We start from the raw sequence: 14,492 nt of genomic DNA on the forward strand, positions 1-14,492 counted from the left end.
GGTAAGAATATTCTAAGTGGGGGTAAAATATTGAAAATGGCAAAATGAATATCAATTTTGGCATTTTCAATATTATTTTCGGCATTTTGGAAGTTGCAGATGGCAAATTGAATCTCCTAAGTGCCAAAATGAATATCAATTATGGCAAAATGAAAGTTCTTTTTGGCGAAATGAATATTTAAAATGGCGGAAGTATCTAATTAAGTAGGGAGTATCCAAATAAGTGTGTAAGTGGTAAACTTGCAACTATGTTTAATAGTAGTACTAATGCTGATTACCACAATATCACTGCTAAAAAAGTGGTGGCTTAGCCTTACATTTGCGGCTTGAAAAAGCGTACTTCTAACTTCGAAAATAGAATATAACACATGATTAGTGCAAGAAATGTAACCCTAGCATATGGTAAAAGGGTGTTGTTTGATGAAGTGAATATCAACTTTACTAAGGGCAATTGCTATGGTATTATTGGGGCAAATGGTGCTGGTAAATCTACTTTCATGAAGATTTTGGCTGGTGAAATTGAACCAAATAAAGGTACTGTAGAAATTACGCCGGGTGAACGTTTGGCGGTTTTGAATCAAAACCAGTTTGCTTTTGACGAAGAAACGGTATTGAATACGGTGTTGATGGGGCACAAAAAAATGATGGAAGTGATGAAGGCAAAGGATGCGATATATATGGATCCTGATGCAACGGAGGATGACTATATGCGTGCTAGTGAGCTTGAAGGTGAGTTTGGCGAAATGGGTGGTTACACAGCTGAAAGCGACGCTGCTACTTTATTGAGCAGTTTGGGTATAGAAGAGAAGTTTCACCAAAGTTTGATGAAGGATATACCGAGTAACTTGAAATTACGTGTGTTATTGGCGCAAGCATTGTTTGGTAATCCTGATATTTTGTTACTAGATGAGCCTACCAATGGTTTGGATATTGAAACAATTGGCTGGTTAGAAAACTTTTTGGCTGACTACGAGAATATTGTATTGGTTGTAAGTCACGATAGACACTTTTTAGATACCGTATGCACACATGTATCTGATGTAGACCGTTCTAAAATCAAAACTTTCACTGGTAATTATACGTTTTGGTACGAGAGTAGCCAATTAGCAGCTCGCCAACTAAACGACAAGAATAAGAAGAACGAAGAAAAACGTGCTGCCTTGTTAGATTTCATCGCTCGTTTCTCTGCAAATGCCTCTAAGAGTAAGCAAGCTACTTCTCGTAAAAAAGCTTTAGAGAAATTAACCATTGAGGAAATTGAACCAAGTAACCGTAAGTATCCTGGCATTATTTTCCAACCATTGCGTGAAGTAGGTAATCAAATATTGAACGTTGAAAACTTAAGTAAAAGTGTAGATGGTAGAAAATTATTTGATAAGGTAAGTTTTAGTGTAAATAAGGGTGATAAAATTGCATTTTTAAGTAAAGACCCATCGGCTGTAACGAGTTTCTTTGAAATTATTAACGATAATATGCAAGCTGATGCTGGTAAGTTTGAGTGGGGTACTACAGTTACCAAAGCTTACTTACCAGTAGAACACAATGAGTTTTTTACTAGCGGCGAGCCGTTGCTTGATTGGTTGAGAAACTTTGTACCGCCGCATATTACCGATGCTGATGAACCATTTTTACGTGGATTCTTTGGTAAAATGTTGTTCAGTGGCGATGATATAATGAAGAAAAACAACGTATTAAGTGGTGGTGAAAAAGTACGTTGCATGGTAAGTAAAATGATGTTACAAAACCCAAACTGCATTATTCTCGACCAACCAACCAACCATTTAGACCTAGAAAGTATTCAAAGCTTTAACGAAGGATGTAATACGTTTCCTGGTATCGTATTGCTAACATCGCATGATCATACATTTATACAAACTGTTGCTAATAGGATTATAGAATTAACGCCTAAAGGTATTATTGACCGATTAATGACTTTTGACGAATACATGGAAGATAAACGTGTACAGGAATTGAGGGTAGAAATGTATGCTTAAAATTGTAGTTTAAAAAATCTTTATAATATAGCCGTTCAGAAATGAGCGGCTTTTTTTATAGGATTTTAAAAAAGTTTTGTTCGTAATTTTAGTAAAATTTTTAAGCATGTCAGTTTTAAAATTACCCTTATTGTATGTAGGCTCAAAAGGAGAGAAGCATTTGAATACATTGTTTGATAGTGGCGCTAACTTGTCTTGTATCAATCCTGAATTTGTTGATAAATTAGGTCATTCTGAAAGCTTCGGTCGTACAAGGTTAATTTCTACTGCAAGTGAGGGGCATTATATTGAGATAAAGGATAGAATAACACTAGATTTTTACCTGCACGATGTATTACTAAGCGATGAGTTTTTAGTTGTGCCAGGGTTAAGTGAAGAAGCAATTATTGGCGCAGCAACCATGCAAAAGTGGCGTATCAAACTGAACTTTGAAGAAGATACCGTGGAAGTAGATCCTAAAGTTGCAAAAATGCAAATGATATAAATAAAACTGCCCGAAGCATTAAAACTTCGGGCTGTTTGTTAATAATATTATTGGCTTTAGTAGCTAACTGTTACATTAAATTTAGCATCTTCAATACCAAGTACTGCAGCAGCAGCATTGCTTACACGCAACAACAAACCACTATCTTCTTTAATATCTGGTAGTGGCCCTAATACTTTAGCACAAATCGTTTTATTATTAGCTGTTAAACGTACAATATCACCTTGGTTCACATCATTCATTAATACGTAATACTTTTTATCAGTCCAGCCACTTGTTGTTTTAAAAATAGAAGCATCACCTGCTGCTGTAGTGAGATTTCTATCTTTATGATTAAAATAGTTGGCAAAGAAACCTTCACTTTCTACATACTTGGCACTTGCAGGTATTGCAGCAGGCTCAGTTTTAATGGCCTCTTTTACTGGTGCAGGTATTGGTTTTGTTTCAGCTGGTGTTGTAACTTTTGCAGAACCAGCGTTTAAAACGGTTAGTTCCTCACTTTTTGTTGTTTGTTGCGTAACTGGCGGTGCTACAACGGGCTTATCTTCTCCTGGTTTTGATAATTGTGGTTTTGGTGTTACAGGGATGGTACTTTTTTCAAGTACCTTTTTGCCTACAATAATGGTTTGACCTGCACGGATTTTATCGTTTGGTAAATTGTTCCAAGCGATGATTTGCTTTTCGGTGGTTTTAAATTGCTTTGCAATACCATACAGTGATTGACCTTTTAATACTTTGTAGGTAACATCAGTAACTGTAGCGCTTATTTCTGGTTGTTTAGTTATTGCTGATTGGGGCTTTGCAGGTTCGGATTTAGGTGTTTCTGCGATATTGGTAGCTGTTGTAGGAATTTTTACTGCTTCGCCTATTTGCAATTTGCTGTTGCTATTCATGCCGTTAAGCCGCATGATGTCACCAACGGTAGTGCTGTATTTTTTAGCTAAGGCCGATAATGTTTCGCCTTGCTTAATAGTATGAACAATCGGTTGGGTTTGTGCTGTAGCAATATTTGCCAAAAGGCTTGCAGCTATAAAACAAGATAAAAAATAAATTTTGTGCTGAGATGCCATGGTGAAGCAATTTTATGTTGCAAGTAAAATTACTCTTTTAAAATTCTCCATTCTTGTGGATAGTAATTATTTATCCTGTTGGGCAAAACTTTCATCCAGCCTAAACGTAATCCACAATAAGTAGGGGCGCACCAGCCTTTTGTGGTTGCTACCGTTAAATCCTTTCTGCGTAAGTATTGTAGCGCTTCTTCCTCGCTTAATTCTGTTGTATTTATTTGTGGTAAATTAAGAATGCTTACGGCTAATTCGTGATGCGGGATAACGTCTTTACCTTTAATAGTACCTATTTCTATACCTGCTTTTTTGATGTACAAACATTTGGCAAGTATTTGCAAGTCTAGCCACCATTTTGTAGGCAATAATTTAATCGCTTCGGCTTGTTTAAAAAATGAATAATCTAATTGTTCGCCAATAAAATCAGCCACCATCTGTTCTTCTTGCTTTGATGGTTTTGCTAAGGTTTGTTCTTTGTAATTACCAAATAAGCTACCCTTGTTTTTGGTAAATGCTGCCGCAAAAAAACCTTCGCCTTTGATTAAATGAGGATAAAAGCGATAGCCAAAGCCTTGATGCTTGTCTGATTGTGTTTCTACAATGCCTTCATTGCTTGATGGTTGGCAATTGACAGTTGATAGTTGTTGTTCTTCAATTAACCAATCAACGATGTCCTCATCTTCTTGTTTGCTATAGCTACAAGTGCTGTAAATTAATAAACCGCCTTGTTTTAATGCAGGCAACACATCGGCTACTATGCGCTGCTGCCGCTGGCTACAAAGGGTAACATTATTTTCGCTCCATTCATTAATAGCATCATTATCTCGTCTAAATAAACCACTACCGCTACAAGGTGCGTCAATAACTATTACATCAAAATAGTTTTCCAGCATTTTAAAATGTGAAGGATCGTTATTGGTCACTACCACATTATCGTAGCCCCATTTGGTGATATTTTCAACTAGTATATTGGCTCTAGATTTGATTACATCATTACTCACTACTAGGCCATCTTTAAAATAGCTAGCTAGCAAAGTACTTTTGCCGCCGGGCGCCGCGCAAAGGTCTAGCACTTTTAAACCATTGGTGTTTGTGCCAATGGCTTTCGCTAATATTTGCCACAAAAACATACTACTTGCTTCTTGCACATAATAAGCACCTGCATGAAAAATAGGGTCAAAAGTGAAAAAAGGTCTTTCGGGTAAATAGTAGCCATAAGGGCACCAATGAATCGGTTTACCATCGACTATTGGCCGTTGACTGTTGACTATCTTTAAGGGATTTATACGTATGCTAGTTACTTGTTCGGCTGATGTATGTATTGCCTCAAAAGCCGCTTGGTTATAGCCTTTGATGTCCTGTAAAGAAGTTAATAATGCCGAAGGAAGTTGCAAGTGAATCTATTTAAAATCTGATGGTAAAGTGTTGTGCTATTTTACTTTCAGGCCTAAAAAATACTAGCCCTATTTGAAATAAATCGATAGTTAAAGTTACAGCCGTATGGGTTTGAAGTTGTAACCATCTTGCTTCTATTTCTTTGCTCGAATGAATATTGTGAATGATGAGAATGGATTGTGGGTGTAGAAATGATAATGCTTGCTTTAAAACGTTATTTAGTTGTAGGTCATTTTGTGCATAAATATAAACCAAATCGTAGGCTTTCATCATTGGTATTATATCCACAAAATAGTGATGATCAATTTTAAATTTACTCATTACAGTTTTGACCTTTTCAATATTTTTTTCATGAAAAAAATAGCTACTTACCGAAGCATTTGTATTTGCTAAAGCCACATAGCTGGTAGTAATACCAAGGGTTTCGTCTATAACTAGTATGTTATTTGGTTGATAATAATTAGCAATTCTAAATAGTAGTCTATTAAATTTTTTATCGTTTAAATCAGTATTTACAATGCTTTCAATAGTTTCAAATGCGTAAAAATAACGCTCATCGTTTAGAACATCAACTACAAACTTGAACACAAAAGGCGAATGAATACCATGGCCTTTGCCATTAGCAGCCGTAAGCAAATATTTGCAATATTTAATAAACTGTTGTAGCGAAGTGACCATACTATTTAGCCTGATGTGGTAATCTTTTTAGTAAAAAAAGTAAGGCATAAATAGCTATAAATAAGCAGCCATAGTTTAATACATGAAACACCGAATACTCAGGTTGATAATAGCTTTTGGTAATATTTGGATAAGCTATTTTATTATATAATCTTTCAATAACATCCCATTTTACTAAGGTTAAAGCCGCAAATGTTAGCACCACATTGGCAGATAGCTTTTTAAACAAAAACAAGAATGGTAGAAGTAATACCGCCATGTTTTTAAAAGCTTCCCATTTATTGGTACTCATTAGCTTTAAAAGCCCATCGAACGTTATCGATACGCCAAATATTTGCGCCATTTTGTACAATTGATAATAATCTAAGCATTTGTATAACACGAAAAATAACAGCGTTACATTTAACGTGGCTAGTAAATTTTTGCCATGGCTAAATGCATGCTTTCTTTCTAAAAGCATGGCTAATAAAAACAAAAAGGCTAGGTAACCATAAGCAACATCTACAAAAGGCATAGTTTCTTTATTTTCTTATCCAAGTTTGAAAATTGTAGGCGTAAGTATGTTTGGCATCAGTAGGATGTTTCTCTTCGAAGGCGAGTAGCCATTGATTAGTATCTAATTTTGGGTAATATGTGTCGCCATCCACAGTTACATCTACCCTTGTAAGATAAATTTTATCGGTAAATGGCAAGCTTTGCATGTAAATTTCTCCACCCCCAATAATCATAATTTCGTTATAGTTCTGCTCTTTGCAAAAACTAATCGCCTCTTCAATATTGGCCACAACAGTAACCCCTTCTGCTTTAAAATCAGCTTGCCTTGTAATTACCACGTTTAGTCTACCGTTCATAGGTTTATTACCTAGGCTTTTAAAGGTTTTGCGCCCCATTACTACTGGCAAAGCCCACGTTTTGTTTTTAAACCAGCGCATATCGTTTGGTAAAGTCCAAAGTAAACCATAGTCCTTACCTATAACGTTATTATTTGATACTGCAACTATTTGAATGATTTGCATGGCTGTAAAAGGTGAAAACGTGAAAAGTCAAATATGAAACGTGAAAATTTAAGAACCAAGCACCCATAACAAAGAACGTAAAGCTCAAGACTCTACACCGCTACTTTGCCTTTTATTACACTATGATGTTGGTAATTTTCTAATATAAAATCTTCGTATTTAAATGCGAAAATATCTTTTACATCTGGATTTAGTTTCATTGTTGGTAATGGAAAAGGTGTTCTGCTTAGTTGCAATTTCGCTTGCTCAAGATGATTGTTGTATAAATGTACATCCCCAAAGCTGTGTACAAAATCACCATATTGTAAGTCGCAAACCTGCGCCACCATCATCGTAAGTAAGGCATACGAAGCAATATTAAAAGGCACGCCTAGAAATACATCAGCACTACGTTGGTACAATTGACAGCTTAACTTGCCATCGGCTACATAAAATTGAAATAATGTATGGCAAGGCTGTAAAGCCATATTGGGCAAATCTGCGACATTCCAAGCGCTTACAATTAATCTTCGGCTATCTGGTGTTTTTTTAATTTGATTAATAACATCAGTTATTTGGTCTATTACCTTACCATCGGCACCTTGCCAGCTGCGCCACTGTTTACCATAAACTGGCCCTAAATCACCATTTTCATCCGCCCACTCGTTCCAAATACTGACTCCATTATCAGTTAAATATTTTATATTCGTGCTACCTTGTAAAAACCATAATAACTCGTAAATAATGCTTTTTAAGTGTAGTTTTTTGGTGGTTACAAGCGGAAAACCTTCTTGTAAATTAAACCGCATTTGGTAGCCAAAGCAACTGATTGTGCCAGTGCCAGTTCTATCAGTTTTTTGAGTACCGTTATTTAAAATATGTTGTAGTAATTGCTGATATTGTTGCATGGGTGCAAAATACTTTAAAAAGCACTATTGCAACAAAGTTGAAAAAATGATGGGGATTAACTGTTAATTTATTTGCACATTTGTAATTGATTTCTCTCCCTATTCCCTTTTTAAGAACACAATTTTTTTAAAAAAGTGTGCTTGCTGTGTTTATTCTCTGTACTTTAACATCCTAAATGAACCAGCCTGCAACAATATTGTTGTCTATGATTCGTTTAGGGTTCAAATATTTAAAATCCAATTCTATGCAGTCGTCAGCAACAAAGATATTTGTGCTGTCAATCCTATTAGTAATAGTATTGCTCATTCGTATCACATTTTTTTCGTACAACCAATATTCCAACGTACAAGACACAATTCGTTTTATACAACAATCTCATGATGTAAGATACCAAACCCAAAAGTTGGTATCTCTAATGCTTGATTACGAAAGATGTAAGAATACAGTCCCTCCAGTTGCGGATTCTGCAACACAACAACGTACAAATAAAATCAAATTACAAATTCAGCAAGTATTTGGTCAATTATATAATGGCGTTAAAGATGATAGTATTCAACTTGTTAATCTCAATAATTTGGAGAATTTAATCCAGCAAAGACTTTCAATTATATATAATAAAGAAAATGATAATGATAGAACTTTACAATTTGCTAGTAACGATTTTATAGACCAACTAAACGCTGTATCAACACAAATTGCGCAAGAAGAATCAATTAGAATCAAGCAATTTCAAAGAAATAATGACAAAACAATTATTACCGTTAACGTTATTTTTTTTGCTTTGGGTGGATGTGTATTATTTCTAATTGTAGCGATTGTTATTACTATCGAAAAAAATGTTTTTGAGCGAAAATCCAATATGTTGTTATACGAATATGCTACACTCATTGATTTGTCTCATGATGCGATAGTGACCACCAATGCCAATTTACAGATTTTGCAATGGAGCAAAGGCGCTGAAACGCTTTATGGTTTTACTAAAGAAGACGTTATTGGTAAAAAAATATCATCTATCACTAACCCTGAAATTAGTGAAGCATCCATGGCGGATATTTTAAAAAAAATTGAAGAGACTGGAAGTTGGCGCGGCGAAATGGTGCAATACAATAAAGCTGGCGAAAAATTATATTTAGATGTTTCTTATTCTAGAATATTAAATAAAGATGGCTCTGTAAAAGGTTTTTCAAGTATTCGCTCTGATATTACAGAACTGAAAACAAGCAAAAAGACCTTACAACAATTAAATACCGATTTAGAGGTTGAAATTGTAAAAAAGACAAGAGAAATTAAGGAGGTATTTGAGCGCATGCAAAAAGCGTTTTTAGCTTTTGATATTAATTGGGTTTGTACATATGCCAATCATCCAATTGCAACCTATCTTAATTTGCCGCACGAAGCCATTATTGGTCGAAAATTTCAAGACTTTTTTGATGGCATTACAGATACTATTTTTTACCACACTTGTTTAAAAGCGCTTGAAACTCAAGAAATGCAAGAGCTAAAAGAATATGTGCCCTATTTTGACTGTTGGTTTGAAACAAGTATTTATCCATCTTCAAATGGTGTTTCAATTTATTTATCAGATATTACAGATCAAAAGAAAATAGAACAAGAGATTATCAATCAAAAGCGCCAATTAAGAAATCTGAGCAACCATATTCAAAACTTACGTGAAGAAGAACGCAAAATAATTGCTAGAGAATTGCACGACGATTTGGGGCAAACCGCCACGGTTTTGAAAATAGATATAAAATCAATTAAAAATAGTTTATCGCCAGATAACACAGTTATCATGTCTAAGGTTAATGCTACACTAGAAACTGTAGATGATTTAATTAGTAAAATAAGAAAAATTTCGCATCAGTTAAGGCCTCCATTGCTAGACAATGTAGGGTTGCAAGCAGCTTTAAAAAGTTTTTGTCAAGATTATGAACGAAAAACTAGTATTACCTGCACATTCACACAGAATTTACCAGAAAAAAGATTGCATCAAGATATAGAAATTGCAATTTTTCGAATTTGCCAAGAAGCGCTTACCAATGTTGCAAGACACGCAAATGCGTCTTTGGTTAATGTTAGTTTGACTCAATTGGAAGATGTAATAACTTTGAAAGTAAAAGACAATGGCAATGGTTTTGACGTAAATACTCTTGGCAACACATTGGGTATTATTGGTATTAAAGAACGCGCAGCTAATATTAACTTCAATCTTGAAATAGAAACAGCTAAAGGGATTGGAACCACCATTATAGCTTCTGGAACAATAAAAGATTTAGCTTAAATACATTAAAATGTACCACATTTGTTTAAAGTTTTAAATAACCATCTATGAAAATCCTCATTGCAGACGATCACACTTTGGTGCGCAAAGCGCTTAAATTTATCATTAAAGAAGCATTTGCGGATGTGGAAATTGAAGAAGCAGCAGATGGAAGCGAGCTTTTAATGAAAGCAACTAAAAACAAATGGGATATTATTGTCTCTGATATTTCTTTCCCTGGTTTGTCTGGTCTTGATATTTTAAAACAGTTAAAAATTCATGCGCCACAAATACCAGTTTTAATGCTTACCATGTATTCTGCTGAAGAATACGCAATTAGATGTATTCGTTCGGGTGCCGCAGGATTTCTATCAAAAGACAATATTTCTGATGAATTAATTAAAGCGATTAATCAAATATTGTCTGGTAAAAAATATATTAATTCAGATGTGGCGATGGTTTTGGCCACAGCCTACGAAGAAAATGTGAAATCTGCACCGCACGAATCTTTAACTGACCGAGAATTTGCTATTTTTAAACAACTATTGCATGGAAAAAGTATGCAAGCCATAGGTGACGATTTGTGTATTAGTGTAACCACTGTTAGAGCGCATAAAGTGAATATCCTTAAGAAAATGCACCTAACTTCTGATGCGGAAATGATAAAATATGGTTTGCAAAACCAAATTATCTAATTTTATATTGGTAACTATAATTATTGAATCTTTAAATCAAACTTGCCTATCCCAAATGCTAGCTAGCCCATTAAAAACACCCCGTTAAAACTGAGCCGATGAAAATATTATTAGCTGATGACCATGGCATGGTTCGTCAAGGCATAAAAATGTTGCTTAAAGAAACTTATCCATCTGCTGAAATAATTGAAGCAAATAGCGCCACAGCATTGCAAGATTTAATAGCAGATGATACACTAGATATTGTAATCACAGATTTACAAATGCCAGGACCTTTGGTAATTGATGTGATTAAAAAAATACGTGCAGATGGTAGTAAAGTGCCAATTATTGTACTCACTATGTCTGCGATTCAACAAAGTGCTGTACGTGTAATACGTGCAGGTGCTAACGCTTATATTACTAAAGATAATGCACCTGAAGAACTCATAAAAGCTGTACAATATGTACTTACTAAACGTCGCTATATTACGCCAGAAATGACCGAATTATTGGCCGACGCCTATGTAGGGGGTAGCGATAAATTGCCACATGAAAATTTTTCTGAAAGAGAATTTCAAGTGTTTCAATTATTTGCTAAAGGTAAGCACATCTCAGATATCGGTACAGAACTTGCACTTAGTATTAATACCATTAGTACCTATAAAGCTAGAATTATGACTAAGTTAGATGTAAAAAGTAATTCAGATATTATTAAGTATGCTTATGCACATGGTCTAGTGTAATTACTTTTTTTACAATAAAAAGCCCCTAAATCTAATAGAGTAGATTTAGGGGCTTTTTATTGTGGTTTATTTCGTTCTTGATATAACTCAACAATTGTTTACTTTATTGTATTTCAACTTGTTTAAACACGGCTAAACGCATTACTACATTACTACCTCAAATGCGTAAATAACTGCAACACGTATTACTAACTATTAGGCTTTTGGGCTGACGCATCTTTGTGGTGCCAATATCACTATCCAAAATTCCTAGTTATGAAAAACCTATTCATCATCGTTTTAAGCCTCAGTCTTTGCTGGGTTAAAGCCTATCCGCAAACAAGTATTTTACCTTTTGGTGTTTCTTTATGTGGTGCAGAATTTGGTACCGAAAGCTTACCAGGCTTGTACAACAAAAATTACATCTACCCCCAAAAATCAGAAATTAATTATTTTGCCGATAAAGGTGTTTCTTTAATGCAATTGCCTTTTAGATGGGAAAGAGTGCAACACCAATTATATGCGCCATTAGATGTTCAAGAAGTAGCACGTATTAAAAAATTTCTTACAGATTGTGCTAATACGGGTGTTATGGTAGTATTAAATATGCACAACTTCGCTAGATATAAAATGAATGGCCAAGAATATATTATTGGTTCTAACGAAGTGCCCTTAAAAGCGTTTAAAGATGTTTGGAAAAAACTTGCGCAAGAACTTAAACCATTTAATAATATCTACGGTTTAGACATTATGAATGAGCCCCATGACATGGGTGCATACTCTTGGTTCAATATTGCACAAGAAACCATTAACACTATTAGACAAGTGAATAAAGAAGTAGCGATTATGATTGAAGGTGAAAGCTACTCTAATGCAGTTAATTGGAATATTTTCAACGATCGTTTAAAATATTTGCAAGATCCCAACGACAATATTGTATACAATGCACATTGCTATTTCGATAATGACAATTCTGGTCGTTACCAGCTAAGTTTTGATCAAGAAAATATAAATGCACGTACAGGTGTTCAAAAAGTAAAACCATTTATTGATTGGTTAAAAGTAAATGGTAAAAGAGGTTTTGTAGGTGAGTTTGGTGTGCCAAAAAATGACAGTCGTTGGTTACCAGTGTTAGATAATTTCTTAAAATACTTGACTGCCAATAATATCAGTGGTTCTTATTGGGCGGCTGGTCAATGGTGGAAAAGTTACCCACTGTCTTTACACCCTGTGGCTGGCAACGATCAACCACAAATGACTGTGTATGCAAAGTATTTACAAAATCCTGCTACCAATCCTGCCCTTGCAATGAACAATAGGGTCGTAGCCTTGAGATAATTTGGTTTTTGGAAAGTGTAAAGGTCTAGGTGTATGCCTAGGCCTTTTGGCACAAATAGGCTAAAATGTGATAAGTTTTTTGTTTGTTAATAAAAAAACTTATTTTCGTTCGAGCATCCTATTTCTATGAAGCCTATATTCTACCTAAACGAATATCGACCAACAAACTTTTGCGCATCCTATACAAGGTTGCTTCGTTGGTTGCGTGGCTTCAATCCTCCATTAATTTACGATTCTGATTTATGCACAATTCCAATGGGTTTTAGTGGCATCAATTGTTTGCAACAAACTTTTGGCAGCGGTAGTTATGCTATCGTACTGCCATTTTTTTGCGTTAAATCATCAAGTTTTTTTTGCCTTAATTTATTAAACGGTTGTATTTATTTTACAATAAGAACAACCATTTTTGGTACTTTTTCGTTTCTGAACAATCGTATTAAAACTTTACTGTTAACTACTACTAATTCCAATGAAATGATATTTAAAATCCAATTGTTAAACCATTTAAAAAAAATCGAATGAAAACATAGATAAGATACTACGCTAATACTTTGTTGGGTTATCGCAAAGTTAGAAACAGCCTAGTAACCAACAATTTACAACTATCTTCATTTGATTAATAAGTTATAAAAATAATTTTTTTATAAACGTATTAAATTGATATAAATAAACAAAGTAAAATAATATAATTTATAAAAATCCATAAAAATCCATAAAAATCCATTATTCAAAACCCAATATCCTAAATAATATCCTAAAATAAAAAAGCTATGAAATCCTTAATCTTATTTGTTTTATCCTTATGCCTTTATGTTACAGCTAGTTTTGCGCAATCCTCAGTTTTGCCTTTTGGTGTGGCGCTTTGTGGTGCTGAATTTGGTACTGAAAATTTACCAGGATTGTATAATAAAAATTATATTTATCCTCAAAAGTCAGAAATCGAGTATTTTGCTGATAAAGGTGTTGCGCTGATGCAATTGCCATTTAGATGGGAAAGAATTCAACATGAATTATATGGTCCTCTAGATGTAGAAGAGCTTACGAGAATAAAAAAGTTTTTACACGATTGCGACTCCACAGGCGTAGCGGTAATTTTAAACATGCACAATTTTGGTAGATACAAAACTAATGGAATTGAAAATATCATTGGTTCGCTAAATGTACCCATAACAGCTTTTAAAGATGTCTGGAAAAAATTAAGTTCTGAATTAAGTGGTTTTACTAATATATATGGCTTAGATATTATGAACGAGCCGCACGATATGGGTCCTTATTCATGGTATACAACAGCACAGGAAGTTATATCTGCCATTAGACAAGTTAATGTGGAAGTGCCAATTATGGTGCAAGGCGAAAGCTACTCTAATGCTGTAAATTGGACTAAGTTCAACGATAATCTTAAAAATCTTTACGACCCCTCAAACCGAATTGTGTACAATGCACATTGTTATTTTGATAATGACAATTCTGGTCGTTACCAGTTTAGTTACGATGCTTCAGGTGTAAATGCTCAAACGGGTGTTGAAAAAGTAAAACCGTTTATTGAATGGTTAAAAGACAACGGTAAAAGAGGTTTTATAGGCGAATTTGGTGTACCAAAAGATGATGCACGTTGGTTACCAATGTTAGATAATTTCTTAAAATATTTAACTGCAAATGATATCAGCGGTTCATATTGGGCGGCAGGTCAGTGGTGGAAAAGTTATCCATTATCATTACATCCAATTGGTGGTAGCGATCAGCCTCAAATGACAGTTTATGCAAAATATTTACAAAATAATACAAACCCGATAATTGCATTAAGTACTACAGTTGCTTCTAGATAATTATCTGGTTATCAAATAATTGATTAAATAAGTATTATATGTTATTGTTTCAAATAAAATTATGTACAATATCTATGTAAACCAATGACCGAATTACTTTTAGCGATTGCATCAGTAATGCTAAATGTTGGTATATTAGCTATATCATAG

Annotated in this window: 14 protein-coding genes; 8 read left to right on the forward strand and 6 right to left on the reverse strand. The window is 34.4% G+C overall.

Going from position 1 to position 14,492, the window contains the following annotated elements:
- Positions 1–44: 44 nt before the first annotated feature.
- From ACFOW1_RS03105 to ACFOW1_RS03115, 3 genes are all read left to right on the forward strand, one after another.
- Entirely contained in the window at positions 45–182 is a 138-nt protein-coding gene (locus tag ACFOW1_RS03105; RefSeq protein ID WP_379012248.1) for a hypothetical protein, read from the forward strand.
- A 186-nt stretch (positions 183–368) separates the two neighbouring features.
- Positions 369–1,994, forward strand: a complete 1,626-nt coding sequence (locus ACFOW1_RS03110) for an ABC-F family ATP-binding cassette domain-containing protein (protein ID WP_379012249.1) — start codon at positions 369–371, stop codon at positions 1,992–1,994.
- Between the two features lie 106 nt (positions 1,995–2,100).
- On the forward strand, positions 2,101–2,478 hold the full coding sequence (locus ACFOW1_RS03115; RefSeq protein ID WP_379012250.1) for a hypothetical protein: 378 nt from the start codon (positions 2,101–2,103) through the stop codon (positions 2,476–2,478).
- Positions 2,479–2,534: 56 nt separating this feature from the next.
- Here the strand turns inward: ACFOW1_RS03115 and ACFOW1_RS03120 are convergent, their stop codons facing one another.
- From ACFOW1_RS03120 to ACFOW1_RS03145, 6 genes are all read right to left on the reverse strand, one after another.
- On the reverse strand, positions 2,535–3,548 hold the full coding sequence (locus tag ACFOW1_RS03120; protein ID WP_379012251.1) for a LysM peptidoglycan-binding domain-containing protein: 1,014 nt from the start codon (positions 3,546–3,548) through the stop codon (positions 2,535–2,537).
- A 29-nt stretch (positions 3,549–3,577) separates the two neighbouring features.
- The gene (locus ACFOW1_RS03125; RefSeq protein WP_379012252.1) at positions 3,578–4,936 is read right to left on the reverse strand and encodes a methyltransferase RsmF C-terminal domain-like protein; all 1,359 of its coding nucleotides are present in this window, start codon (positions 4,934–4,936) and stop codon (positions 3,578–3,580) included.
- 10 nt (positions 4,937–4,946) lie between these two features.
- Positions 4,947–5,615: a hypothetical protein gene (locus ACFOW1_RS03130; RefSeq protein WP_379012253.1), complete on the reverse strand. Its 669-nt coding sequence runs from the start codon at positions 5,613–5,615 to the stop codon at positions 4,947–4,949.
- A 1-nt stretch (position 5,616) separates the two neighbouring features.
- On the reverse strand, positions 5,617–6,129 hold the full coding sequence (locus tag ACFOW1_RS03135; RefSeq protein WP_379012254.1) for a hypothetical protein: 513 nt from the start codon (positions 6,127–6,129) through the stop codon (positions 5,617–5,619).
- A gap of 7 nt (positions 6,130–6,136) precedes the next feature.
- Complete coding sequence (locus ACFOW1_RS03140; protein ID WP_379012255.1) at positions 6,137–6,631, reverse strand: dihydrofolate reductase; 495 nt, start codon at positions 6,629–6,631, stop codon at positions 6,137–6,139.
- 92 nt (positions 6,632–6,723) lie between these two features.
- Positions 6,724–7,518 carry a thymidylate synthase gene (locus ACFOW1_RS03145; protein WP_379012256.1) on the reverse strand — a complete coding sequence of 265 codons (795 nt, stop codon included), beginning with the start codon at positions 7,516–7,518 and terminating at the stop codon, positions 6,724–6,726.
- A 245-nt stretch (positions 7,519–7,763) separates the two neighbouring features.
- Here ACFOW1_RS03145 and ACFOW1_RS03150 point away from each other — a divergent pair, with 245 nt between their 5' ends.
- The 5 genes from ACFOW1_RS03150 (at position 7,764) to ACFOW1_RS03170 (ending at position 14,342) form a co-directional block, all read left to right on the forward strand.
- Entirely contained in the window at positions 7,764–9,800 is a 2,037-nt protein-coding gene (locus ACFOW1_RS03150) for a PAS domain-containing sensor histidine kinase (protein WP_379012257.1), read from the forward strand.
- Positions 9,801–9,847: 47 nt separating this feature from the next.
- Positions 9,848–10,474, forward strand: a complete 627-nt coding sequence (locus ACFOW1_RS03155) for a response regulator transcription factor (protein ID WP_379012258.1) — start codon at positions 9,848–9,850, stop codon at positions 10,472–10,474.
- 98 nt (positions 10,475–10,572) lie between these two features.
- On the forward strand, positions 10,573–11,199 hold the full coding sequence (locus tag ACFOW1_RS03160; RefSeq protein WP_379012259.1) for a response regulator: 627 nt from the start codon (positions 10,573–10,575) through the stop codon (positions 11,197–11,199).
- A gap of 255 nt (positions 11,200–11,454) precedes the next feature.
- On the forward strand, positions 11,455–12,516 hold the full coding sequence (locus tag ACFOW1_RS03165) for a glycoside hydrolase family 5 protein (RefSeq protein WP_379012260.1): 1,062 nt from the start codon (positions 11,455–11,457) through the stop codon (positions 12,514–12,516).
- 770 nt (positions 12,517–13,286) lie between these two features.
- Complete coding sequence (locus ACFOW1_RS03170) at positions 13,287–14,342, forward strand: glycoside hydrolase family 5 protein (RefSeq protein WP_379012261.1); 1,056 nt, start codon at positions 13,287–13,289, stop codon at positions 14,340–14,342.
- Positions 14,343–14,492 lie beyond the last annotated feature (150 nt).

Origin of the sequence: Parasediminibacterium paludis (genome assembly GCF_042651445.1) — a bacterium.
GTDB classification, from domain to species: Bacteria; Bacteroidota; Bacteroidia; order Chitinophagales; family Chitinophagaceae; genus Parasediminibacterium; species Parasediminibacterium paludis.

Excerpts from the sequence above, each read along its gene's own strand:
- ACFOW1_RS03105 (WP_379012248.1), top strand. The coding sequence starts at position 45 with ATGAATATCAATTTTGGCATTTTCAATATTATTTTCGGCATTTTGGAA.
- ACFOW1_RS03110 (WP_379012249.1), top strand. The coding sequence starts at position 369 with ATGATTAGTGCAAGAAATGTAACCCTAGCATATGGTAAAAGGGTGTTG.
- ACFOW1_RS03115 (WP_379012250.1), top strand. The coding sequence starts at position 2,101 with ATGTCAGTTTTAAAATTACCCTTATTGTATGTAGGCTCAAAAGGAGAG.
- ACFOW1_RS03120 (WP_379012251.1), bottom strand. The coding sequence starts at position 3,548 with ATGGCATCTCAGCACAAAATTTATTTTTTATCTTGTTTTATAGCTGCA.
- ACFOW1_RS03130 (WP_379012253.1), bottom strand. The coding sequence starts at position 5,615 with ATGGTCACTTCGCTACAACAGTTTATTAAATATTGCAAATATTTGCTT.
- ACFOW1_RS03135 (WP_379012254.1), bottom strand. The coding sequence starts at position 6,129 with ATGCCTTTTGTAGATGTTGCTTATGGTTACCTAGCCTTTTTGTTTTTA.
- ACFOW1_RS03140 (WP_379012255.1), bottom strand. The coding sequence starts at position 6,631 with ATGCAAATCATTCAAATAGTTGCAGTATCAAATAATAACGTTATAGGT.
- ACFOW1_RS03145 (WP_379012256.1), bottom strand. The coding sequence starts at position 7,518 with ATGCAACAATATCAGCAATTACTACAACATATTTTAAATAACGGTACT.
- ACFOW1_RS03150 (WP_379012257.1), top strand. The coding sequence starts at position 7,764 with ATGCAGTCGTCAGCAACAAAGATATTTGTGCTGTCAATCCTATTAGTA.
- ACFOW1_RS03155 (WP_379012258.1), top strand. The coding sequence starts at position 9,848 with ATGAAAATCCTCATTGCAGACGATCACACTTTGGTGCGCAAAGCGCTT.
- ACFOW1_RS03160 (WP_379012259.1), top strand. The coding sequence starts at position 10,573 with ATGAAAATATTATTAGCTGATGACCATGGCATGGTTCGTCAAGGCATA.
- ACFOW1_RS03165 (WP_379012260.1), top strand. The coding sequence starts at position 11,455 with ATGAAAAACCTATTCATCATCGTTTTAAGCCTCAGTCTTTGCTGGGTT.
- ACFOW1_RS03170 (WP_379012261.1), top strand. The coding sequence starts at position 13,287 with ATGAAATCCTTAATCTTATTTGTTTTATCCTTATGCCTTTATGTTACA.